Consider the following 21322-nt stretch of genomic DNA (forward strand, 5'->3'; position numbering starts at 1 on the left):
TAATGCTGCGGTTGAACACGACACCCCTGGGGAAGAATATGCGTAGACCCAAGCGCGTGCTGGCGCTGGCGTTCTCCGGCTTGCTGCTGGCCGCCTGCTCGCACAAAGACAAGGATGCCCCCCTGGCCTTCGCGCCGGCGGATACCCCTTACGTGATCGCCAACCTGGACGTGCTGGATGACAGCACGCGCAAGGCCATCCTGGCCCAGGTCGATGCGGAGATGCCCGCGCAAGTCGCACAGATGAAAGCGCAGGCCGACCAGTTGGCCGAGAAAGATCAGGACATGGCGAAATACCTGCGGACTGTTGCCGGCGAATTCGACGGCAACACGGCCGAACAGGTGATCCAGGAAACCGGCCTCAATCCCAAGGGCTACATGGCGCTGTATGGCCTGGGCCTGTCGCCGGTGCTGCGCATGGAGCTGGCAGACGCGAACGCGTTCCAGCAGTTCGTCGCCAAGCTGCAAAATGATTACGGCAAGAAGTTCGATACAGTGACGCTCGGTACGCAGAGCTATCAGCGTTACGTCACGCCGGCTTCGCATGTGCAGTTCATCATTGCCGTGGTCGGCAAGCACGCCGTGATCGCCATGCTGCCGCAGGATGCCGCCCAGCCACTGCTGCGCCAGGCACTGGGCCTCGATCGTCCGGCCAAGAGCGTGCAGGACACGGATCGCCTCACGGACCTGGCCAAGTCCAAGGGCTACGCCAAGTGGGCGGTGGGTGAAATCGACCTGACGCGCTTGCTCCCGCTGTTCGTCAGCGGCCAGGATCCGCTGGCGCAGTCGCTGCAAAAGATGCGCGCAGAAAACGAATCTGCCAAAACCGGCGAACCCGTGACCAACCTGATGCAGGTTGCGCCCAGTTGCTCAGGTGAAGCCGACCGCATTGCCGCGCGCGTGCCCAGGATGAGCGTGGGCTACACCACGCTGGACGAAAAACATCGCGACATGCGATTCGATGTGACACTGGCCAACGACATCGTCAGCGCGTTCAACGGTTTGAAGGTGGAGCTGCCCGGCCTCGGCAGCGACCCCACTGCACCGTTCGAAATGAGCCTGGCGTTGCCAATGCAGCAGATCCGCGCGTTCTGGGGCGCCCAGGCACAAGCGGTCACGGACAAGCCGTTCACTTGCCCCATGCTGGACAACCTCAACGAAACCTTCAGCAGCCTTGGTGACGCCGTGCAGAAGGCTGCGGTACCGCCGATCGGCGATCTGCTCGGTCTGCACGTTGCGGTGGACAGCTACACGCCCAACCCAGGTGGCGGCATGCCGAAGCTCTCCGGCCGCGTGGTGATCGGCACCAACAACCCGGCGGGCTTGCTGGCGATGGCACAGGTCACCAGCCCCATGCTCAACGGCGTGAAACCCACCAGCGATGGCAAGCCCGTCGTACTGCCTGCCCAGCTTACCAATGCGCTGGGCGAATCAGGTTGGGCAGCCATGGCCAACAAGTCCATCGGCATTGCGGTGGGCACTGACGAAGACGGCAAGCTGGCCGACACGATCAAGCAGCAAGGCGGTGACGCCGGCGAGCTGATGCGCGTGCGCCTGGACGGCGACATGTACGCCAACTGGATCACCCTGTTGCAGCAGCGCGCCGAAAACGCCGCCGCCATGGCGGCCACCATGAATCCGGACGACAGCAACCCGCAGAACGATGAGAAGACGGCGATCGCCAACACCAAGGCGCAGTTCGAAGCGATGAAGTCGGAAGCGGCGCGCATCAAGGCGATCGGCATGCGGGTGCAGATGCAGGATCAGGGCCTGGTGATTACGACGCACACAGAGATGAAGTGACGCTTCGTCGCTGAAATCATTAAACGAAAAAGGAGCCGCGAGGCTCCTTTTTTTGGCAAATCCATGCTCTCCAATACGTTCCATCATTACCTCGCCGTCATTCCCGCGAAAGCGGAAAGTTTGCAAAACTAAGCATTGCTCCAACGAAGGGCCATAGTGATGCGCAAACAACCGACGATGAGCCTGGTGGATGGTTTAGTGGTAGGTGGTGGTAACGCCCGCCTGGAACGCATCGACACCTTGATTGACTGGTCCTCGTTGGAGCAAGCGCTGACGCCGCGTGGGACGGCCCGAACGGGTCGTCCGGCGTATCCGGCGTTGATGATGCTGAAGATTCTGTTGCTGCAAAGCTGGTATGGCTTGGGTGATCCGGAGATGGAAGAAGCCCTGGGCGACCGACTGTCGTTTCGGCGCTTTGTGGGACTAAGCCTGGGCGAGAAGGTGCCGGATCATTCGAGCCTGTGTCGGTTTCGCCAAAGCCTGCAAGGGCAAGCCGAAGCGGTGTTTGCGGAAGTGAATCGGCAGTTGGATGCGCATGGATTGATCTTGCGGCGAGGCACGCTCATCGATGCGACCCTGATTCCGGCGGCGGTGAGCGAACCGCCCAAACAGAAAGGCGGTGGACGTTCGGCCACCGATCCGGACGCTGCCTGGACCAAACGCGGCGCGAAGGCGACATTTGGCTACAAGCTGCATGTGGCGGTGGATCGCGATTCGCAGTTGGTGAGGGCGGCGCAGGTGACGCCAGCGAACGTCAACGAGGTATGCATCGGTCACGCCTTGGTGCAAGGGGACGAAGCGGCGGTATGGGCCGATAAAGGTTACGTAGGTCCGGCCATGCGCGAGCGACTGCACGCGGCGAAGATCAAGGATCGCGTGCAACGCCGTGCGGCACGAGGCCGTCCGCTTCGCCGCTGGGAGATCGTGCGTAATCGGCTGATTGGACGCGTGCGTGGTCGAGTTGAAGGGGTGTTTGGAGCGCTGAAGCGATCCTACGGATTGATGCGCATGCGTTACTACGGTTTGGCGCGCAATACAGCCGCGACGTTATTAACCCTGACGGCATGGAATCTGGCGCGAGCGGCGGATCGGATCGCATAGATGACTAACGATGGCGACCTCACGAGGTTGCCATCGTTAAAAGACGGCACGCTATGGGCGCTTGTTTCACAATGTGTCGCGGGTGACTGCATGTGAACAGGCAGGTTTTTCAAACGTCCCGCGAAAGCGGGAATCCACTTTGCTCTGGTGCGAAAAGGCAAATTGAATTCCCGCTTTCGCGGGAATGACGACATCAACATCATGTTATAGCTTGGCTCCTTCCCCTGACGGGAAAGTGAGTTGAGCTACATCAACGCCGCAGGAACCCTCCACCAATCCCATTCTGGTTGGTGCGATCCTCTTCCAGTTCCACACCTTCCAGGCCTTGCGACAGCGTATGCGCATCGCCGCCCTGCGACAGCTTGATGCGCAGGCGCACTTCGTTGGCGCTGTCCGCGTGACGCAGGGCATCTTCGTAGCTGATTTCGCCGGCCTGATACAGCTGCACCAGGCTCTGGTCGAAGGTCATCATGCCGAGGTTGCTGGATTCCTTCATCACTTCCTTGAGCTTGTGAATCTCGCCCTGGCGGATGTAGTCCTGCACCAGCGGCGTGCCCAGCATCACTTCCATCGCCACACGGCGCGCCTTGCCGTCCGGCGTGGGAATCAGCTGCTGCGCGACGATGCCCTTCAGGTTCAAGGACAAATCCATGAACAACTGTTGGCGCCGATCTTCCGCGAAGAAGTGCAGGATGCGGTCGATCGCCTGGTTCGCGTTGTTGGCGTGCAGCGTACATAGGCACAAGTGACCGGTTTCGGCGAAGTTGATCGCGTACTCCATCGTCTCGCGCGTACGCACTTCGCCGATCAGAATCACGTCGGGCGCCTGACGCAGCGTGTTCTTCAGCGCGTTTTCCCAGCTATCGGTATCAATGCCCAGCTCGCGCTGGGTGATGATGCAACCCTCGTGCTTGTGCACGTATTCGATCGGGTCTTCGATGGTGATGATGTGACCGGTCGAATTCTGGTTGCGATAGCCGACCATCGACGCCAGCGAGGTGGATTTACCTGTACCGGTCGCACCCACGAAGATGATGATGCCGCGCTTGGTCATCGCCAGTTGCTTGATGACCGGCGGCAGGCCCAGCTCCTCGATGGTGGGGATCTTCGATTCGATCCGGCGCAGCACCATGCCCACGCAATTGCGCTGATAGAAACACGACACACGGAAACGGCCGACGCCCTGCGCGGAAATCGCGAACTGGCATTCGTGTGTTTTCTCGAACTCTTCACGCTGGTTGGGCGTCATGACGTTGATCACCATGTCGCGCGACTGCTGCGCAGACAGCGGGCTCTGGGTGATCGGCACGACGCGTCCCTGCACTTTCATGGACGGCGGTACGCCGGCCGTGATGAACAGGTCCGACGCCTTCTTGTGGACCATCAACTTCAGGAATGAGGTGAAATCAAATTCGCTCATGGCGGGCTCCCGTAGGGGCGTCCCCTAGTCACTTGAATACTTCTTTGTTCTTCGCATACCCGATCGCCTGCTGCTTCGCGATCAAACCGCGCTTCACCAGGTCGAGCAGGATCTGATCCAGCGTTTGCATGCCGTACTGCTGGCCGGTCTGGATAGAGGAATACATCTGCGCAACCTTGTCCTCGCGGATCAGGTTACGGATGGCAGGGATGCCCACCATGATCTCGTGCGCCGCAATACGGCCGCCGCCGACTTTCTTCAGCAGCGTCTGCGAAATGACCGCACGCAGCGACTCGGACAGCATCGAGCGCACCATCGGCTTTTCGCCGGCCGGGAACACGTCGATGATGCGGTCGATGGTCTTGGCCGCCGAACTGGTGTGCAGGGTGCCGAACACCAAGTGACCGGTTTCCGCGGCGGTGAGCGCCAGGCGGATGGTTTCCAGGTCGCGCAACTCGCCCACCAGGATGTAGTCCGGGTCTTCACGCAGCGCGGAACGAAGCGCTTCGTTGAAGCCGTGCGTATCGCGGTGTACTTCGCGCTGATTCACCAGACACTTCTGCGAGGTATGCACGAATTCGATCGGGTCCTCGACGGTGAGGATGTGCGCGTATTCGTTCTTGTTGATGTGATCGACCATCGCCGCCAGTGTGGTCGACTTGCCCGAACCGGTTGGACCGGTCACCAGGATCAGTCCCTGCGGCTGCTCGATCAGCTCACGGAACACCTTGGGACAACCCAGGTCGTCCAGCGTGAGCACTTCGGAAGGAATGGTACGGAACACCGAACCGGCACCGCGGTTCTGATTGAACGCGTTGACGCGGAAACGCGCGAGGCCGGGAATCTCGAACGAGAAATCGACCTCGAAAAATTCTTCATAGTCGCGGCGCTGCTTGTCCGACATGATGTCGTAGATCAGCGAATGCACCTGCTTATGATCCAGCGCCGGGATGTTGATGCGGCGCACGTCGCCGTCCACGCGGATCATCGGCGGCAAGCCCGCTGACAGATGCAAGTCGGACGCCTTGTTCTTCACCGAGAAGGCAAGCAGTTCGGCGATATCCATCAGTAGTTTCCCCTAGAAACCGATCGTCTTGGTCGAAAGCAGGCCACAATCGGGACGACGGCAGGTCACCCGGACAGATGCATAGGTGCAGTACACCTGCCCCACCATTCCCCCGATCCTTTGCAGCGCCCCCGATACTACTCGCGGGGTGGGGCGGGCAGCCAGTCTTTGGGTGGTCTAATTGCGGGACCGAGCACAGAAAAGCTGGAAACGGGGAATGTGAGGCGTAAGGGAGCGGGTAGCACTTATCCCCAAAGACTTAATTTGGCAAGCGTGAAAGACCGGTTGAACTCTGTCCGCTGTGACTCGCACGTTCTCTGTTCCCCATTCCCCAACGTCCAGTAAGGTATAGACCCGCAAAACCCTGGAACCACCCATACATGACCCGTATCGCATTCATCGGCGGCGGCAACATGGCGCGGAGCCTGATCGGCGGCCTGCTCAAGACCGGCGCACCGGCCGCCAACCTGCGCGTAGCCGAACCCATGGCACAGGCGCGTGAAAGCCTGGGCCGCGATTTCGGCGTCGCCACCTTCGCCGACAACCGGCTGGCCGTGGCCGAAGCCGATGTGCTGGTACTGGCAGTGAAACCGCAGGTGATGCCGGCGATCCATGCCGAACTGCGCGACACCTTGCAACGCAACCGTCCCCTGCTGATCTCCATCGCCGCGGGGGTACGCATCGATCAGTTGGAACGATGGTTCGGCAATCTGCTGCCCATCGTGCGCTGCATGCCCAATACGCCTGCCTTGATCGGCGCCGGTGCCACCGGGCTATGCGCCAACCTGCGTGTGACACCGCAACAACGGGAGCATGCGCAGCACATCCTGGATGCGGTCGGCATCACGCGCTGGCTCGACGACGAAGCGCTGATGGACACGGTGACCGCGATCTCTGGCTCCGGCCCGGCGTACTTCTTCGCCGTGGTCGAGGCGCTTGAAGACGCTGCCGTGGCGCAAGGCATGCCGCGCGAGACTGCGCGCATCCTTGCCACACAGACATGCCTTGGCGCCGGCCGCATGCTGGTGGAAAGCAACGAAGCGCCCGCCACGCTGCGTCAACGCGTCACCTCGCCTAACGGCACCACCCAGGCTGCGCTGGAAAGCTTCAGCGCCGACCAGCTTCCGCGCGTCGTGGCCCGTGCCGTGGCTGCTGCCACCAAGCGTGGTGCTGAACTTGCCGCCGCGCTGGATAAGGAATGATCCATGTCATATCTGCTCAGCGCCCTCGCATTGCTGGTCCAGGTCGTATTCGGTGCCATCGCCACGCTGTTTCTGGTTCGCTTGCTGGCGGAAGCCAATCGCGCGGACTTCCATAATCCGCTCAGCCAGTTCGTCTACCGTTACACCAATCCGATCCTGGCACCCATTCGCCGCGTGCTGCCGAACTGGCGGCGCATCAACCTGACCGCGTTGCTCATCCTGCTGATTACTTTCGTGGTCGAGCGTACGTTGATTTCCGTGCTGGATGGTTTCCTTCCACCATGGTTGAGCCTGTTGGTGATTTCGCTGGCTGACCTGCTCAGATTCGTGCTCCTGTTCTACATCGTGGTGATCTTCGGCTGGTCCTTACTCAGCATGTTTTCACCCGACACATATCACCCGATGTACCGACTTGCCGGCACCATCGTGCAACCCTTGCTACGCCCGCTGCGTGGCAAGCTAGTAGTGGGGAGCATTGATTTTTCTCCCACTGTGGTCGTGATCGTGTTGCTGCTCGCCATGCGGTTGATTGCTGATCCGCTGTTCGATTTCGGCGCAAGCCTGGCGCGAGGCGGGTGACGCCATCATGCGAAAGCGATGGCTTCTGCTCTGCCTTGGCCTCGTCTTTAGTACGTCGGTGATGTCACAGCAGCAACCGCCCCAGGTCATCCTGCATGGCACAGTCACCACTGAGAGCGGCGAACATCCCGCGTGGTTCACGCTGATGTGCACGCAAGGTTCCGGCGGCGCGTTGTCCTTGCAACTGTCGCTGATGAGCGAAACCGCGCCGGGCTTTCCTTTCGATGCATTTGAAGGGCCACGCGCGCCAGCATCATTTCAACCCAGCGCAGAACTGCGGGCAGGAAACCAGTCCTTCGGGCAGATCGCAGTCTCGGGTTGGTACGGCGGTGATGGTCCGGGCGTATTCGTGTTCGGCATGGCTACAACGCCAGGGCAACACAACGCAGCAGCGAGTGCTGCGATGGCATTGAGCAAACCAGGCATGACGTTTACCTGGATTCAGAACAGCGGCAATGCACAAACACCGCCGCTAGTGGCGCAGTTTGTGCCGGATGCTGCGCAGCGCCGAGAGCTATCCCGCATCGCCGCACCATGCCTACCTCATCATCGTTAATTCGTAGGTTGTTGGGGTGCAAACCCCAAGTATGGTCATGTTGGGGTTTGCACCCTAACCCACGATGGTCATTCCTGCTTACGCACCCAATCGGCAATCACGCCATGAATCGCATCCAGCCCATCGAACAACGCGGCTGGACCGGGCTGCAGAATGATCGGCGATTTGATTTCGTGCAGGTCACCGTTACGCACCGCTGGAATTGCATCCCAGCCTGGTCGTTGCGCCACGCGCTCCGGACGAAAGCGCTTGCCGCACCAGGAGCCGAGAATGATATCCGGTGCGCGCCGCACCACTTCACTGCCATCCGCAAGAATGCGGTACTTGGCCAGCGATTCGCGGGCGAGTTCGGGAAATAGATCGTCGCCGCCGGCAACGCCGATCAACTCGGCCACCCAACGAATGCCGGTGATGATCGGCTCATCCCATTCTTCGAAGTAAACCTTCGGTCGCTTCGGCCACGCTGCAGCGGCGGCACGCACTTCGGCAAGATGCGCTTCGGCACGCTGCGCATAGCGCTCGGCCTTTTCGTGTGCACCCACCATCGCGCCAAGGCGACGGATATAGGCGAGGATGCCTTCCACGCTGCGATGATTGCTGATCCACACTTCGATGCCTGCGTGGATCAGCTCCCGCGCGATATCGGCCTGAATATCGGAAAAGCCGATAACCAGATCCGGTTCAAGCGCAAGGATTTCGCCCAGCTTCGCACTGGTGAACACGGATACCTTCGGCTTCTCCTTGCGTGCGCGTGCCGGGCGCACGGTGAAGCCGGAGATACCGACGATGCGATGTTCTTCACCAAGCGCGTAGAGCACTTCGGTGGGTTCTTCGGTGAGGCAGACGATGCGGTGGGGAAAGGGATCGGACATGGAAATGAGATAGCGCTCGTTGGTCTCTTAGAAGAGCCCGTTGTTTTCAGTGCCCAAGTACCGTCACGGTCACCTTGCGTTGATGCGGGTCTACGCGATGCTCCCACAAGTAAATGCCTTGCCACGTTCCGAGCTGTGGTTTGCCACCGTGTATGGGAAGCGTCAGGCTCACGCCGGTGAGGATGGCGCGTACATGCGAAGGCATGTCGTCAGGCCCTTCGGCGTCGTGCTGGAAGATGGCATCGCCATCGGGCACGGCGCGGGTGAACCAGCGTTCCAGATCGGCGCGCACGGCCGGGTCGGCGTTCTCGCTGATCAGCAGCGAACAGCTGGTATGCGTGGTGAAGATGTTGACGATGCCGGTATGCACGCCGCTGGCCGCTACCAGCTCGACCACCTTCTCGGTGATTTCGCTGAAGCCGCGACCGCGTGTGTGCACGGTAAAGCCGTTCTGCGCGACATGTTCCGCGGGGGTAGCTCGGCTCATAGCGCGCTCCTTGGGATGCTCTGATCTATCAGGGATACAACAATCGGCTGGTCCAGGTCTGGCCGTGGCGGTCCCAGCGCACGCGCTCGTGCAGTCGGAAATTGGCGCCGTACCAGAATTCAATCATGTCGGGCTCCACCACATAACCGCCCCAATGCGGCGGACGCGGTACGTCGCGATCGGCATATTGCCGCTCGTAATGAGCGACACGCTGTTCGAATGTCTCGCGCACGGCCAGCGTTTGCGATTGCAACGAAGCCCATGCGCCAATCTGGCTGCCGCGCGGGCGGCTGGCGAAATAGGCGTCGGATTCCTCCGCTGGGGCCTTACGCGTCAGGCCTTCCACGCGCACCTGCACGCCCTCGCGCAGACGCTTCCAGTGAAAGCACAATGCGACTTGTGGATGGGCGTCGATCTGCACACCTTTGTCGCTCTCGTAATTGGTGAAGAATCGAAACCCGCGCTGATCGGCCCCTTTCAGCAGTACGATGCGCGAGCTGACACGGCCCGCGGCATCCACGCTGGACAAGTTCATTGCAGTAGGCTCAGGATCGCCACTTGCCACGGCCTGATCCAGCAGGGTATTGAAAGTGTCAAGAATCTCGGGTTTGAGCATGGGATGGTCTGTCAGGTCTTGAATCGTAGCCAGCGCACGTCATGATTACGCGATGAAGGATGATGCTAGCACGCAGAACGAGGCCCTCGCCGGCCACCTGCTGGATCATTACGCCGGCCGCATCGCGCGAACGCAGCGGCCGTACGTACTTGGTCTGTCGGGCCTGCAGGGAAGCGGCAAGAGCACTCTTGCACGGGTGATCAAGACCCAGGCCGAACATCGTGGCTGGCCGACCGAGGTATTTTCGCTGGACGACTTCTACTACTCGCGCAGTGAACGCGAGGCGTTGGCCCATCAGGTGCATCCGCTGCTGCGCACGCGCGGCGTTCCAGGTACTCACGAGATCGAACTGCTGCTGTCTGTGCTAGCTGCCCTGCCGCACGCGTCGGACAAATTTCCGGTGAGCTGGCCGCGCTTCGACAAAGGCCGCGACACGCGCACACCGCCCTCACGCTGGCCACGCGCCACCCGCCCGCCACGCTTGGTGGTGCTGGAAGGCTGGGCGCTGGGCCTGAGGCCTCAACTGGAAAGTGCACTTGAAGAACCAGTCAACGAGCTAGAGCGTACCGAAGATTCGGATGGCCGCTGGCGGCATTGGGTGAATAAGCAACTGCGCGCCTATCAGCCACTATGGCGCAAGCTGGACGCCCTGATCGTGCTGCAGGCACCGAACTGGGAAGTAGTGCGCGAATGGCGCAGCGAAACCGAAAAGGAATTGCTGGCGCGCGGCGCGCCGTTGGCGATGGATGCCACGGCCATGAAACGTTTCCTTGCTCATTTCGAGCGACTCAGTCGGCATGCTCTTTCCACCCTGCCCGTGCTGGCCGATACTTGCGTGGAATACGACACGAAGCATCATGTGATGGGCCTCAGTCACAGCTGAAAAACGCCATGCTGCAGGCGCGACACATGCGCGATTTCAGACAAGCCATTTCGGAAATGTTCTATGTGTTCGAACATTCCGCCCTTCCATAATCGATACACAGCAACGTCAAGTGAAAGCGAACTGTCTCGTTGACAGCTTGCCCAAGCTTTTTTTGTCGTTGCAGGCCCGACGGCCCATCCCGCTACACGCATATTAGGACGCTGCGTAATCGCCGAACGATCCATGGCACAGCCGGCAGCGTGACCATAACCCATCATAGCTGCGCATCATGTCCACGAAATTCGTCAACGACTCCTCTCCGTCCAGCGAACGCACTATCCGCGTGGCTATTGCGGACGATCATCCGCTGCTAGTTGCCGGTCTGCTGCATGAATTGCGCGGACAGGCCGACATCCGCATCGTCGGCTCCGCTGCGAATTCCACCGCGTTGATCGAATTGCTGGAAACGCAGACCGTCGACGTGATCATCTCCGACTACGCGATGCCAGGCGGCAGCTATGGCGATGGCATCACGCTGTTTGGCCTGCTGCGGCAACGTTTTCCCAACGTGCGCTTGATCGCGCTCACCATGATGAGCAATGCCGACGTGATCCGTTCGCTGCTTGCGCAGGACGTAACCTGCATCCTGAGCAAAGCCGATCCGCTGGAATACCTCACCACTGCGCTGTATGCCGCGCTCGCCGGCAAGCGTTACCTCTCGCCTGGCATCGAGGCCATCGTGCATCGGCACGGCATTCAGGGCGGCGCATCGATCTCACGTACACGCCATTTGTCCACGCGCGAACTGGAAGTAGTACGTCTGTTCGTATCAGGCCTCACCATCAGCGAAATCGCCGCGCGCCTGCATCGCAGCAAGCAGACGGTAAGCACGCAAAAAATGAGCGCGATGCGCAAGCTCGGTATCAGCCGCGATGCGGATCTCATCAAATACGGCATCGAGGAACACCTGACCTCGCAGAACGCCGAACCGCACGCCGAGCCGAAGCAGATCTAGCTCCGCAAACATTCGGCATACCCATGCCGTGAATCCGGCCAGCAAAGTTCAAAGCCACTGGCTCGAAGCCGAGCATTACTGAGCCGTTTGCTGCCAATGCCCGCAGGCGCAGGTCCGTCAGCAACAGGTGGCGCACCGATCAAAGCGGCAAGATGATCGTAGAGAACGTCCAACGGTAACGGCGTGTTGTCGACGCCTACATAGACGCTCTGCGGATCGTGTAGCGCAAGCAGATGCACGATAGCCGCCGCCGCATCATCGACATGCATGCGATTGGCCCAATGTTGCTGACCGTGCGGCGCGCACGCCTGTCCCGCGCGTATACGATCAACGAGCTGCAGCCGCCCCGGCCCATAAAGGCCAGCTAGACGCAATACCACGGTCTCAACCGGCTGATTCGAAAGCCATTGCTCCGCTTCCCACAACACTTGGCCGCTGAAACCCGGCGGTGCGGGTGGTGTTGCTTCATCTACCCATGCATCGCCATGTTCGCCATACACGCCACTGGAAGAGACGAACAGGACACGCTTCAGTGAAGCCGCGTCCAACGCTTCGAGCACATTGCGCAATCCATCGATATACACCGCTCGGTAAGCCTCCGGCTCTCGTGCCTGCGGTGCCGGCATGTACGCCAATTGGGTGATGCTTGACGGAAGCGCTGTGAGTGTTTCCGGAGAAGCCAGATCCGCCGCCACCCAGCGGATAGCATCATTGTTACCAGGGGGATGGCGCCGCAGCGCATATACCTCGTCGCCCTGCTTCAGCAGCAGGCGCGCCACCCGTTCACCCAGGTCGCCGCAGCCGGCGATCAAAATCCGTTCGGACATCCATTCACCTGCTTGTGCTTGCTACTATCCACGCATGAACCCTTCGTGCAACCTGTTCCTGGTCGGTCCCACCGGCGCTGGCAAGACGTCGATCGGCCGGCAGCTCGCCGTTCGCTACGACCTGCCGTTTCTCGATCTCGACCAGGAAATCGAACGAGTCACCGGCGTTCCCGTCAGCACCATCTTCGATATCGAAGGCGAGGCAGGTTTTCGTCGGCGCGAGCGCGCGTTGCTGGAGGAGTGTAGCGGCCGACGCGGTGTGGTGTTGGCGAGCGGTGCGGGCGCCGTGCTCGATCCGGCCAACCGCCGCACATTGATGGAGCGCGGCTACGTCGTCTGGCTGCAAACCACGGTGCCGGTGCAGTTGCAGCGGCTTGCACTCGACACCTCGCGCCCGTTACTGGCCGATACCGATCGTCAACGCAAATTGGAAGCGATGGCGGAAGCACGCACCTCGCTGTATGAAGAAATCACCGATCTGATCATTCCGCACGGCCACGAACAGGAAGGTGTGGCCGCGGCGAGCGAACGCTGTATCGCCCTTATCGATCGGAACTGGAACCGACAAGCCGCATGAGCACAAGCACAACTACACCATCCGAAACCATTCACGTCACGCTAGGCGAACGCAGCTATCCGGTGTGGATCGGCCGCGGCCTGCTCGACGATCACGCGCGTTGGCGCGCTGCATTACGCGGCAAGCATGCGCTGGTGATCAGCAATCACACGGTGGCGCCGCTCTATTTGGAGCGCGTGGCACGCGGGTTGGATGGTTTGCACTGGTCTTCGTTCCTGCTCGACGACGGTGAAGCGCACAAGAGCTTCGCCAATGTGGGACTCGCGCTCGATGCGCTGTCCACGCTCGGCGCGACGCGCGATGCTTGCGTCGTTGCCCTGGGCGGTGGCGTAGTCGGCGATCTTGCCGGCTTCACCGCGGCCTGCTGGATGCGCGGCATCGACTTCATCCAGATGCCGACTACCTTGCTGTCGATGGTCGACTCTTCGGTGGGTGGCAAGACTGGCGTGAATCTTCCCGCCGGCAAGAATCTGGTTGGCGCCTTTCACCAGCCACGCGCGGTAGTAGCCGATATCGGCACCCTGGATAGCTTGCCCGTGCGCGAATACCGCGCTGGCCTGGCGGAAGTCATCAAGGGCGCAGCGATCGGCGATGAGACCTTCTTCGCATGGCTGGAACAGCATGCCGATGCGCTGGCCGCACGCGACGAAAACGCGCTGGTGCAGGCCATCGCCACCAAGGTGCGTTACAAGGCTGGCGTGGTGGCACGCGATGAAACTGAGCAAGGTGAGCGCGCCCTGCTCAACTTTGGCCACACCTTCGGACATGCATTGGAGACAGCAGGCCACTACACCACGCTGCTGCATGGCGAAGGCGTCGCCGTGGGCATGCTACTGGCCGCACGCCTGTCCGAGCGCCTGGGCATGAGCGCTCAGGCCGATACCTTGCGACTGGAGCGACTGCTGCTCGCTGTCGGTTTGCCGACAGAGGTGCCGTCCGGCTTTGATCCCGAACAACTGCTGGCACTGATGCGGCTGGACAAAAAGAACACCGCCGGCACGCTGCGGTTGATCCTTTGGCGCGGTATTGGCCGGGCAGAGATCGTGTCCGGGGTGAACGAGGCGGAGGTTTTGGCGGTGTTGCGCGAGGCGTGCCATCAACGTTGAGCGGTACCTTTTCCGGCCAATAACCAAGCACCCTCGCTTGCAAGCCCTCCCGCCCTCTAAAATGCCTTACCTTGCGGCCGCTTAGCCGCACCTCTATTCAGGGACGCCATGCGCCTCTATCTGCAAACCATGCCAGCCTCGGCCGAGCCGCCGCGCTATGTTCAGATCGTGCTGGAGCAGGATCTGCTCGGCGGCTGGACGCTGTATCGCGAGTCCGGCACGCAAGGTGGCCGCGCCACACTCAAGCGTGATCAATACCTGGAGCGCGACGAAGCCATCGCCGCCTTCGAAAAAGTGCGCGATGCCCAGCTCAAGCGCGGCTATCGCGTGGTCTTTGCCCAGGGCGTCGAAGGCCCTTACGGACGCCGATAAACAACATGCCTATGCCGTTGAAGAATGATCGCTTCCTGCGCGCGCTGCGCCGCGAACCCGTCGACACCACGCCCGTATGGGTGATGCGCCAAGCTGGCCGTTATCTGCCCGAATACCGCGCCACGCGTGCGAAAGCCGGCAGCTTCATGGCGCTGGCGCAGAATCCGGAACTGGCCTGCGAGGTGACACTGCAGCCGCTGGACCGCTACGAGCTGGACGCGGCCATCCTGTTCTCCGACATCCTCACCATTCCGGATGCCATGGGTCTGGGCCTGTCTTTCGCACACGGCGAAGGTCCACAGTTTGCGCGTCCCGTGCGTACGCGCGCCGAGGTGGAACGCCTTGGCGTCCCGGACATGGAAAGCGAACTGCGCTATGTGATGGATGCCGTCCGCGTCATCCGCCGCGAACTCGCCGGCCGCGTGCCGCTGATCGGTTTTTCCGGTAGCCCATGGACGCTCGCCTGCTACATGGTGGAAGGCGAAGGCTCCCGCGATTTCGCCACCGTCAAGGCGATGTGCTGGAGCGATCCAGCCATGGCGCACATGCTGCTCGAGACGCTCGCGCGTTCGGTTGCTGCGTATCTCAGTGCCCAAGCCGCCGCTGGTGCGCAGGCATTGATGATCTTCGACACCTGGGGCGGCTTACTCGGCCCGGCGGCATTCCGCGAATTCTCGCTGCGCTATTTGTCGCAGGTGGTCGACGTGTTGAAGTCGGATATCCACGCGCGCGACCTACCGCTGATCCTGTTCTCCAAGGGCGCCAACGGACATCTTGCAGAGATGGCGGCCACCGGCTGTGCGGCACTTGGCGTCGACTGGACTATCGATCTCTCCGATGCACGCAAAGCGGTGGACGGCAAGGTGGCGCTGCAAGGCAATCTCGATCCGGCTGTGCTGCGTGCCAGTCCCGAAGTGATTCGCCGCGAAGTGCGCCGTGTGCTCGACAGCTACGGCAATCATCCTGGGCACGTATTCAACCTCGGACACGGCGTGACGCCGGAGGTTGATCCTGAGCACGTGAAGGTGCTGGTGGATGAAGTACACGCGTATAGCCGCATATTGCGCGCTGCTTGAAACCTTTCCCTCTCTTTTCCAAGAAAGGGGTGAGGCAACACGCCAACCTCACGAGAAAAATCGTCGTACCCTCACGGCCGTCATTCCCGCGAAAGCGGGGATCCATCTTGCTCTCAAGCAAAAGCCAAAATGGATTCCCGCTTTCGCGGGAATGACGGCCGTGAGGGTTAGCAGTTCAATGTAGCGATACAGTAAGTGTCGCTGGCGTTGCAGCCGACGAACTGAAACTCACCGCGCTCCCCACCGGCGTCACACCTGCATAGCGAATGTCGCTAGTACCGATGATCAAAGCTAGTTGATTGCCCGGGCCGATTTCCCAATTCGTCGCTTCCAGATTCATGCTGACGGTTTGTGGCACACCTACCGGCACGTTGCGCAACGTATAAGGTTTCCACGTGATCAACTGACCAATGCCGGTACTCGCATTCACGCTATAGAGATACGCGATCAAGGTGAGCTGATTCGCCGTTGGCGTGACTGTTACATGCAACGACGGCATGCCCATCAGATTCTGCGTCTGCGTGAACACCGGCCCGGTCCAAACACTGGCGTTTGACCGATTCACCAAAGCCAGCTCCACAGGCGGCGGCAATTGCAGAAAACCCGTCAGTGCGCCGCTCACCAAGGCCACGCCGGTGGTTGCTGTAGTGAGATAACCGCCCGTAATGCCGTATTGCCAATTGCTGCCCGCACCCGTTGACAAACTGCCGGTAGGAAGAATGCCAAGCCAGCCCTTGGGTTGGGTGAGGCTGTACGTGACAGCACCTTGCTGCACAGCGTTCCAATCCGCGAACGTGCTCCACGTGCCGGCTTGCGATTTCAATTGCACTGGCAACTGCGTGTCGATGCCATTTTGCACACCCTTGAGGTAGTGCTCGAACCAATCGTTCACCGCCGTATAGATTTCGTTGGGAAATCCCATCGCGCCGCCCATCTCGGCAGTGGTGTGATCGCCGTGCGCGAGCAACAACATCTTCGGCCCATTGAGCCGGCTGTAGAAGTTGACGAGCTGGCTAGGCACAAAGAGGCTGTCTTCGAAATCATTTGCCAGCAACACTGCTGGACCGTTTGCGTTGATCGCTGCAATGTCATTGATGGCCGAACGCCCTGGCGTCGCAGAATCATTTTCCACGGTCTGCACCGCGCCATCAAAGTTTAACGCGAGCACATCCGCATTCACCTTCTGCATCAACGTGCCCGGCTTGCCGAGATAACTCGCAAACGACAGCAAGCCAATCGCCTGTGAACTGGCCGTCTGGTTGGCATCCAGCGATGCAAGCAGATCTGCCCACGAACTCAGCGCCGCCACTGCCTTGATGCGCGGATCATGCTCGGCAGCAAGCAGGCTGGTACCTCCGCCGTACGAAATCCCCGAAATGCCGATTTCGTTCGAATCGGCCGGCGTGTTGCTCAATGCCCAATCGATCACCGTGCTTGCATCGCCTACCGTAAGCGGACCATCGATATCGATATAGCCGCATTGGGGACTCAGCGAACAACCCAAGCCGAATCCACGCGAGCTGTAACTGATTACGATGAATCCATCACTGGCGAGCTTGTTAGCTTCGCCCACGTACTCTGTGTCACTTTCACTCCAGCTCGAAGGCATCACTACGAGCGGGAAAGGCCCACTTCCCGAAGGAACCGCGACATAAGCCTGCAGTTGATAGCCATCCGCTGTAGGAATCGAAACCAATGAACCGGGAAGACTTTGAGCTTTCGCCGGCGCATTCACCGCCAACATCGACACCAGCAGGGTAAACACCATAGCAACGTATCGCATATCGCCCTCCGCAGATATGACCGAGACAGAATGTGATTCCCCGCACACGCGTACATGCACACGTGGCAGCGCGCACATGTGCACTCTCGCGAGTGATATCCGCGTGAACGCTTGAGAGAAAAAACTCAGCTATCGAACGGAAGTGACGGTGTATATCGAAAATATTGCACGCCACCCACTTGAACAAAGACGGCCATCCACCTGTCCTCGTTTTGATATTCGCCTAGTGCAAATGCATGCATGCGAATCTGCTTGAAACGCATAAAACGCGCCGACACACTCACATGCCGGCGCGTAGTCATCAGGATGCGCGCATATCTTCCAGTTCCATACCGCGCGTTTCGCGCACGGCGCGCATCACAAACAGGAGTGACACGAAAGCAAACAATGCGTACAAACCGTACGCGAAGCTAAGACCGATCTGCGCCAACCACGGGAACGTGCTGGTGATGACAAAGTTAGCCACCCACTGCGCGGCAGCAGCCACGGCCAGTGCAATCGCACGAATGCTGTTGGGGAACATCTCGCCCAACAACACCCATACCATCGGCCCCCAGCTCAATCCGAAGCACACGACGTAGGCATTCGCTGCCACCAGCGCGATCATTCCCCACGGCGCCGGCAGGCTCATTGCCGCTCCACTGCCGACGGATTGCGAAAAGCACCACGCCATCAAAGCTAAGGTGATGGTCATGCCGGCCGAGCCAATCAACAGCAACGGCTTGCGCCCGATCTTGTCGACCAGCGCGATGGCCACCAGTGTCACCAATACATTGACGATGGATGTGAACACCGTGATCGAAAATGAATCGGCCTCACTGAAACCCACTGAGTGCCACAGCGTCGACGAGTAATAGAAGATCACGTTGATGCCGACGAACTGCTGGAACACCGAAAGCAAAATGCCTACCCATACGATCGGCAGCAGGCCCGCACGCGGACCGCGCAGATCCTTCAACGTGGGACGGTATTCCACCTTCAGGCTGTGGGCGATGTCATTGATCTTCGCATCCAGTGCGTGATCGCTATGCAGATCCAACACTTTCGCCAGCACTACGCGCGCTTCAGCAGGACGTCCACGCGCGACGAGGTAACGCGGCGATTCCGGCACGCCCAGCACGAGCACACCGTAGATCAAGGCCGGCAGCGTGGCGACCAGGAACATCCAGCGCCAAGCCTCCAGGCCAAACCAGAGCTTTCCCGCTGCGCCACCCGCCGTGCTCGCCAGCCATGCATCGCTGAGTAGCGCCACGAAAATGCCGAGCACGATTGCCAACTGCTGCATCGAACCGAGCCGTCCGCGCACATGAGCCGGCGATACTTCGGCGATATACGCCGGTGCAATCACCGAAGCGACACCCACGCCGATACCGCCGATCGCGCGCCAGAACATCAGATCCCACACACCGTGCACAAGCCCGGAACCGATCGCGCACAGCACCAGGAACAACGCGGCCACCTGCATGGTGCGCACGCGTCCAAGGCGATCTGCCAACGGACCCGCATACCACGCGCCCAGTGCAGAACCGAGCAGCGCGCAAGACACTGCGATACCGATCCGTCCCGCGCTCAGGCCGAAACCATGACGCACCGCATCAACCGCGCCATTGATTACCGCGGTGTCGAATCCGAACAGAAAACCGCCGATCGCCGCCGCCGCTGCAATCAGCACGACTCTTGCCGTGGTGCGCCCTTCATCCCCCTGCGCCACACCCGCACTTGTATTGGTATTCATGTGCATATCGATCATGCTCCCCACATGATGGTTCTTCAGTGATGGCCGATTCTGCGCAGGGCGGCTGATCTTGTCCGCCTGAATACGTATGCAGGGCAAGACTGTAGCAGTCTGTGGCCGGAGCAACACCCCTACTACCACTGAAGCGCGAGCACCTCTTTCGCCGAAATCACTTCATGGTGAACAAGCATCACGAAGAAACGGCCGCTACGCCTGCCTGCGGACGTTCAAAGAACCTCTGCACTTCACCAATATCCCGCGTTCGAGGCATCGGCGGCAGGCTGTTGAGGAACAACTTGCCGTAACCCTTGGTCGTCAAACGCGGATCGCAAAGCACCAGTACGCCGCGATCGTGCACGTCACGAATCAGCCGCCCTGCCCCTTGCTTGAGCGCAATCACGGCCGAAGGAACCTGCCACCCCATGAAAGGATTGATGCCCGCCTGCTCCAGCGATTCCAGTCGTGCCTGCAGCACCGGATCGTCCGGCGCGGCAAACGGCAGCTTGTCGATCATCACCACAGACAGCGCTTCGCCGGCCACGTCCACGCCTTCCCAAAAGCTCGCTGCGCCAAGCAGAACGCCATGACCGCTGGCGCGAAAATCCTCCAGCAACTGGTGACGCGGCGCACTGCCCTGCACGAACAGCGGCCAAGGCACGCGATCGGTCAGCAGATCCGCAGCGCGGCGCAATGCGCGGTGCGAGGTGAATAGCAGGAACGCGCGACCGTTGGAGGCTTCCAGCACAGGCAGCGTGGCATCGATCACACGATCGGTGTAATCGCGCATCGCTGGATCGGGAAGACCATCCGGCATGTAACACAAGGCTTGTCGCGCGTAATCGAAAGGACTTTCCAGGCTCAACGTCTGTGGATCGTCTAAGCCCAGCTGACGCGCGAAGTGGTCAAACTGCCCCGCGACTGACAGCGTCGCCGAGGTATGAATCCACGCCGCATGCGTGCGCTCGCGCATCGCACGCAATGGCGCTGCCAGATCCAGCGGCGTGGCATGCAATGCAAACCCGCGTGGAAACAGTTCGTACCAGCGCACGTCCTGCTCGGACGATGTTTCGGCGACGCGATCCAGGCGTTCGCTCAGATGCGCTGCTCGCTCGTGTACGTTCATCAGACCGCGCGAACGTTCGGCTTGCGAAGCCAGCGCATCGGTCAGCGCGGCCAGCACTTCGCTCAGGTCGCGCAGTGAGGAGGACACGCCGTCGCGTCGCAATAGTTCGTGGAATGGTCCGCGTGTTGGCAGTGTGTCGATCGCCAGGCGGAACTTGCGTACCGCTTCCTGCAAGGCTTCCACGGGTTCCAGCACAAGACCCATCGCACCGGTGACGCCATTGCATTCGGCGAGCGCATCCTGCGCCAGTTCGGTGAGCTGCCGTGCGCTGATGCTTTGCGAAAAGAACTGTCCAGCCAGTTCCGGTATCTGATGTGCCTCGTCCAGAATGAAAGCCTGCGCGCCCGGCAGAATTTCACCGAAGCCCTCCTGCTTCAACGCCAGATCGGCGAACAGCAGATGGTGATTCACCACGACCAGATCCGCTTCCTGCGCTTCACGGCGCGCGGTGACCACATGGCAATCGTCGTAGAACGGACATTCGACGCCCAGGCAGTTTTCTGGCGTGGACGTTACGCGCACCCATAACGGTGAATCCTCTGGCACTTCCGCCAGCTCCATGCGATCACCACGACGCGTGCGCGCGGACCACGCGCGGATCGATGCCAATTGCGCGGCCTGGCTGCGCTCCATGCTCGAACCTTCGCGTACCGTCTGATCGAGGCGATACAAGCACAGATAATTGGCACGTCCTTTCAGCAACGCTGTCTTCAGACGCGCACCGAGCACCGAACGCACTTTCGGTATGTCGCGGAAAAAGAGCTGATCCTGCAGCGCCTTCGTGCCAGTGGAAACAATCACCCGCTCGCCCGACAGCATGGCCGGCACCAGGTACGCATACGTTTTGCCCGTGCCCGTGCCCGCTTCGGCAATCAGCGTCTCGCATTCGGCAATGGCGTGCTGCACCGCGTGCGCCATTTCCTGCTGCGCGGGGCGTGGGGCGAAATTCGGCAACTCGCGGGCAAACGGGCCGTCGGCGCCGAGCAGTGCGCCGATGTCGTCGGGGTCGGTCATGCATCCAGTATCTCGCAGCGAGGGTGGCAGAAACTAGCTACCGCTCGCTTTCGTCATACACGATGGCACAACCGCAAGACGTGCTTATGAGCGCTTACGCGGTTTTCAAAGAAACGCCTGACTTATAA

The 21322-nt window shown here is 60.4% G+C and carries 20 protein-coding genes; 11 read left to right on the top strand and 9 right to left on the bottom strand.

The window, feature by feature from the left end; genetic code table 11:
- Positions 1-38 precede the first annotated feature (38 nt).
- Together QQJ86_RS18475 and QQJ86_RS18480 are read left to right on the top strand one after the other, a co-directional pair.
- The gene (locus QQJ86_RS18475; protein WP_284322430.1) at positions 39-1802 is read left to right on the top strand and encodes an outer membrane protein assembly factor BamD; all 1764 of its coding nucleotides are present in this window, start codon (positions 39-41) and stop codon (positions 1800-1802) included.
- Between the two features lie 159 nt (positions 1803-1961).
- Positions 1962-2903, top strand: coding sequence for an IS5 family transposase (locus QQJ86_RS18480; RefSeq protein WP_284322431.1), 942 nt, complete (start codon positions 1962-1964; stop codon positions 2901-2903).
- A gap of 250 nt (positions 2904-3153) precedes the next feature.
- Here the strand turns inward: QQJ86_RS18480 and QQJ86_RS18485 are convergent, their stop codons facing one another.
- Positions 3154-4323, bottom strand: a complete 1170-nt coding sequence (locus tag QQJ86_RS18485; protein ID WP_284322432.1) for a PilT/PilU family type 4a pilus ATPase — start codon at positions 4321-4323, stop codon at positions 3154-3156.
- A 28-nt stretch (positions 4324-4351) separates the two neighbouring features.
- Positions 4352-5389: a type IV pilus twitching motility protein PilT gene (locus QQJ86_RS18490; RefSeq protein WP_284322433.1), complete on the bottom strand. Its 1038-nt coding sequence runs from the start codon at positions 5387-5389 to the stop codon at positions 4352-4354.
- Between the two features lie 380 nt (positions 5390-5769).
- Here QQJ86_RS18490 and proC point away from each other — a divergent pair, with 380 nt between their 5' ends.
- The 3 genes from proC to QQJ86_RS18505 are packed head-to-tail and all read left to right on the top strand — an operon-like array spanning position 5770 to position 7726.
- Positions 5770-6591, top strand: a complete 822-nt coding sequence (gene proC / locus QQJ86_RS18495) for a pyrroline-5-carboxylate reductase (protein ID WP_284322434.1) — start codon at positions 5770-5772, stop codon at positions 6589-6591.
- A 3-nt stretch (positions 6592-6594) separates the two neighbouring features.
- On the top strand, positions 6595-7170 hold the full coding sequence (locus tag QQJ86_RS18500; RefSeq protein WP_284322435.1) for a YggT family protein: 576 nt from the start codon (positions 6595-6597) through the stop codon (positions 7168-7170).
- A 7-nt stretch (positions 7171-7177) separates the two neighbouring features.
- A complete protein-coding gene (locus QQJ86_RS18505; protein ID WP_284322436.1) occupies positions 7178-7726 on the top strand; it encodes a hypothetical protein in 549 nt (182 codons plus the stop codon).
- Positions 7727-7794: 68 nt separating this feature from the next.
- Here QQJ86_RS18505 and QQJ86_RS18510 read toward each other — a convergent pair whose 3' ends face one another.
- From QQJ86_RS18510 to pdxH, 3 genes are read right to left on the bottom strand one after another with little or no spacing between them, the layout of a single operon-like run.
- On the bottom strand, positions 7795-8598 hold the full coding sequence (locus tag QQJ86_RS18510) for a cobalamin-binding protein (protein WP_284322437.1): 804 nt from the start codon (positions 8596-8598) through the stop codon (positions 7795-7797).
- Between the two features lie 46 nt (positions 8599-8644).
- Positions 8645-9085 carry a secondary thiamine-phosphate synthase enzyme YjbQ gene (locus QQJ86_RS18515; protein ID WP_284322438.1) on the bottom strand — a complete coding sequence of 147 codons (441 nt, stop codon included), beginning with the start codon at positions 9083-9085 and terminating at the stop codon, positions 8645-8647.
- 28 nt (positions 9086-9113) lie between these two features.
- Positions 9114-9701, bottom strand: a complete 588-nt coding sequence (gene pdxH, locus QQJ86_RS18520) for a pyridoxamine 5'-phosphate oxidase (RefSeq protein WP_284322439.1) — start codon at positions 9699-9701, stop codon at positions 9114-9116.
- Between the two features lie 52 nt (positions 9702-9753).
- Between pdxH and QQJ86_RS18525 the strand changes: the two genes are divergently transcribed.
- Together QQJ86_RS18525 and QQJ86_RS18530 are read left to right on the top strand one after the other, a co-directional pair.
- Positions 9754-10584 carry a kinase gene (locus QQJ86_RS18525; RefSeq protein WP_284322440.1) on the top strand — a complete coding sequence of 277 codons (831 nt, stop codon included), beginning with the start codon at positions 9754-9756 and terminating at the stop codon, positions 10582-10584.
- A gap of 271 nt (positions 10585-10855) precedes the next feature.
- On the top strand, positions 10856-11581 hold the full coding sequence (locus QQJ86_RS18530) for a response regulator (RefSeq protein WP_284322441.1): 726 nt from the start codon (positions 10856-10858) through the stop codon (positions 11579-11581).
- Here QQJ86_RS18530 and QQJ86_RS18535 read toward each other — a convergent pair.
- A complete protein-coding gene (locus QQJ86_RS18535) occupies positions 11578-12408 on the bottom strand; it encodes an NAD-dependent epimerase/dehydratase family protein (protein ID WP_284322442.1) in 831 nt (276 codons plus the stop codon). The genes QQJ86_RS18530 and QQJ86_RS18535 overlap by 4 nt on opposite strands.
- Positions 12409-12442: 34 nt before the next feature.
- On the opposite strand from QQJ86_RS18535, the gene QQJ86_RS18540 reads away from it, so the two are divergent.
- The 4 genes from QQJ86_RS18540 to hemE all read left to right on the top strand — a co-directional run bounded on the left by QQJ86_RS18540 (position 12443) and on the right by hemE (position 15539).
- On the top strand, positions 12443-12985 hold the full coding sequence (locus tag QQJ86_RS18540; protein ID WP_284322443.1) for a shikimate kinase: 543 nt from the start codon (positions 12443-12445) through the stop codon (positions 12983-12985).
- Complete coding sequence (gene aroB / locus QQJ86_RS18545) at positions 12982-14091, top strand: 3-dehydroquinate synthase (protein ID WP_284322444.1); 1110 nt, start codon at positions 12982-12984, stop codon at positions 14089-14091. Before QQJ86_RS18540 ends, aroB begins: the two co-directional genes overlap by 4 nt.
- Before the next feature lie 108 nt (positions 14092-14199).
- Positions 14200-14463 carry a WGR domain-containing protein gene (locus QQJ86_RS18550; protein ID WP_284322445.1) on the top strand — a complete coding sequence of 88 codons (264 nt, stop codon included), beginning with the start codon at positions 14200-14202 and terminating at the stop codon, positions 14461-14463.
- 5 nt (positions 14464-14468) lie between these two features.
- Positions 14469-15539, top strand: a complete 1071-nt coding sequence (gene hemE / locus QQJ86_RS18555) for a uroporphyrinogen decarboxylase (RefSeq protein ID WP_284322446.1) — start codon at positions 14469-14471, stop codon at positions 15537-15539.
- Between the two features lie 175 nt (positions 15540-15714).
- Here the strand turns inward: hemE and QQJ86_RS18560 are convergent, their stop codons facing one another.
- The 3 genes from QQJ86_RS18560 to yoaA all read right to left on the bottom strand — a co-directional run bounded on the left by QQJ86_RS18560 (position 15715) and on the right by yoaA (position 21194).
- Positions 15715-17322, bottom strand: coding sequence for a CocE/NonD family hydrolase (locus tag QQJ86_RS18560; RefSeq protein WP_284322447.1), 1608 nt, complete (start codon positions 17320-17322; stop codon positions 15715-15717).
- 301 nt (positions 17323-17623) lie between these two features.
- Complete coding sequence (locus tag QQJ86_RS18565; RefSeq protein ID WP_284322498.1) at positions 17624-19063, bottom strand: sugar porter family MFS transporter; 1440 nt, start codon at positions 19061-19063, stop codon at positions 17624-17626.
- 184 nt (positions 19064-19247) lie between these two features.
- On the bottom strand, positions 19248-21194 hold the full coding sequence (gene yoaA / locus QQJ86_RS18570) for a DNA repair helicase YoaA (RefSeq protein WP_284322448.1): 1947 nt from the start codon (positions 21192-21194) through the stop codon (positions 19248-19250).
- Positions 21195-21322 lie beyond the last annotated feature (128 nt).

It is taken from the genome of Dyella acidisoli, from assembly GCF_030160295.1.
Taxonomy (GTDB): Bacteria; Pseudomonadota; Gammaproteobacteria; order Xanthomonadales; family Rhodanobacteraceae; genus Dyella_B; species Dyella_B acidisoli.

What these genes read in the sequence shown, in the direction of transcription:
- QQJ86_RS18475 (WP_284322430.1), top strand. Translation starts at nt 39, where the DNA reads ATGCGTAGACCCAAGCGCGTGCTGGCGCTGGCGTTCTCCGGCTTGCTG.
- QQJ86_RS18480 (WP_284322431.1), top strand. Translation starts at nt 1,962, where the DNA reads ATGCGCAAACAACCGACGATGAGCCTGGTGGATGGTTTAGTGGTAGGT.
- QQJ86_RS18485 (WP_284322432.1), bottom strand. Translation starts at nt 4,323, where the DNA reads ATGAGCGAATTTGATTTCACCTCATTCCTGAAGTTGATGGTCCACAAG.
- QQJ86_RS18490 (WP_284322433.1), bottom strand. Translation starts at nt 5,389, where the DNA reads ATGGATATCGCCGAACTGCTTGCCTTCTCGGTGAAGAACAAGGCGTCC.
- proC (WP_284322434.1), top strand. Translation starts at nt 5,770, where the DNA reads ATGACCCGTATCGCATTCATCGGCGGCGGCAACATGGCGCGGAGCCTG.
- QQJ86_RS18500 (WP_284322435.1), top strand. Translation starts at nt 6,595, where the DNA reads ATGTCATATCTGCTCAGCGCCCTCGCATTGCTGGTCCAGGTCGTATTC.
- QQJ86_RS18505 (WP_284322436.1), top strand. Translation starts at nt 7,178, where the DNA reads ATGCGAAAGCGATGGCTTCTGCTCTGCCTTGGCCTCGTCTTTAGTACG.
- QQJ86_RS18510 (WP_284322437.1), bottom strand. Translation starts at nt 8,598, where the DNA reads ATGTCCGATCCCTTTCCCCACCGCATCGTCTGCCTCACCGAAGAACCC.
- QQJ86_RS18515 (WP_284322438.1), bottom strand. Translation starts at nt 9,085, where the DNA reads ATGAGCCGAGCTACCCCCGCGGAACATGTCGCGCAGAACGGCTTTACC.
- pdxH (WP_284322439.1), bottom strand. Translation starts at nt 9,701, where the DNA reads ATGCTCAAACCCGAGATTCTTGACACTTTCAATACCCTGCTGGATCAG.
- QQJ86_RS18525 (WP_284322440.1), top strand. Translation starts at nt 9,754, where the DNA reads ATGAAGGATGATGCTAGCACGCAGAACGAGGCCCTCGCCGGCCACCTG.
- QQJ86_RS18530 (WP_284322441.1), top strand. Translation starts at nt 10,856, where the DNA reads ATGTCCACGAAATTCGTCAACGACTCCTCTCCGTCCAGCGAACGCACT.
- QQJ86_RS18535 (WP_284322442.1), bottom strand. Translation starts at nt 12,408, where the DNA reads ATGTCCGAACGGATTTTGATCGCCGGCTGCGGCGACCTGGGTGAACGG.
- QQJ86_RS18540 (WP_284322443.1), top strand. Translation starts at nt 12,443, where the DNA reads ATGAACCCTTCGTGCAACCTGTTCCTGGTCGGTCCCACCGGCGCTGGC.
- aroB (WP_284322444.1), top strand. Translation starts at nt 12,982, where the DNA reads ATGAGCACAAGCACAACTACACCATCCGAAACCATTCACGTCACGCTA.
- QQJ86_RS18550 (WP_284322445.1), top strand. Translation starts at nt 14,200, where the DNA reads ATGCGCCTCTATCTGCAAACCATGCCAGCCTCGGCCGAGCCGCCGCGC.
- hemE (WP_284322446.1), top strand. Translation starts at nt 14,469, where the DNA reads ATGCCTATGCCGTTGAAGAATGATCGCTTCCTGCGCGCGCTGCGCCGC.
- QQJ86_RS18560 (WP_284322447.1), bottom strand. Translation starts at nt 17,322, where the DNA reads ATGCGATACGTTGCTATGGTGTTTACCCTGCTGGTGTCGATGTTGGCG.
- QQJ86_RS18565 (WP_284322498.1), bottom strand. Translation starts at nt 19,063, where the DNA reads ATGCACATGAATACCAATACAAGTGCGGGTGTGGCGCAGGGGGATGAA.
- yoaA (WP_284322448.1), bottom strand. Translation starts at nt 21,194, where the DNA reads ATGACCGACCCCGACGACATCGGCGCACTGCTCGGCGCCGACGGCCCG.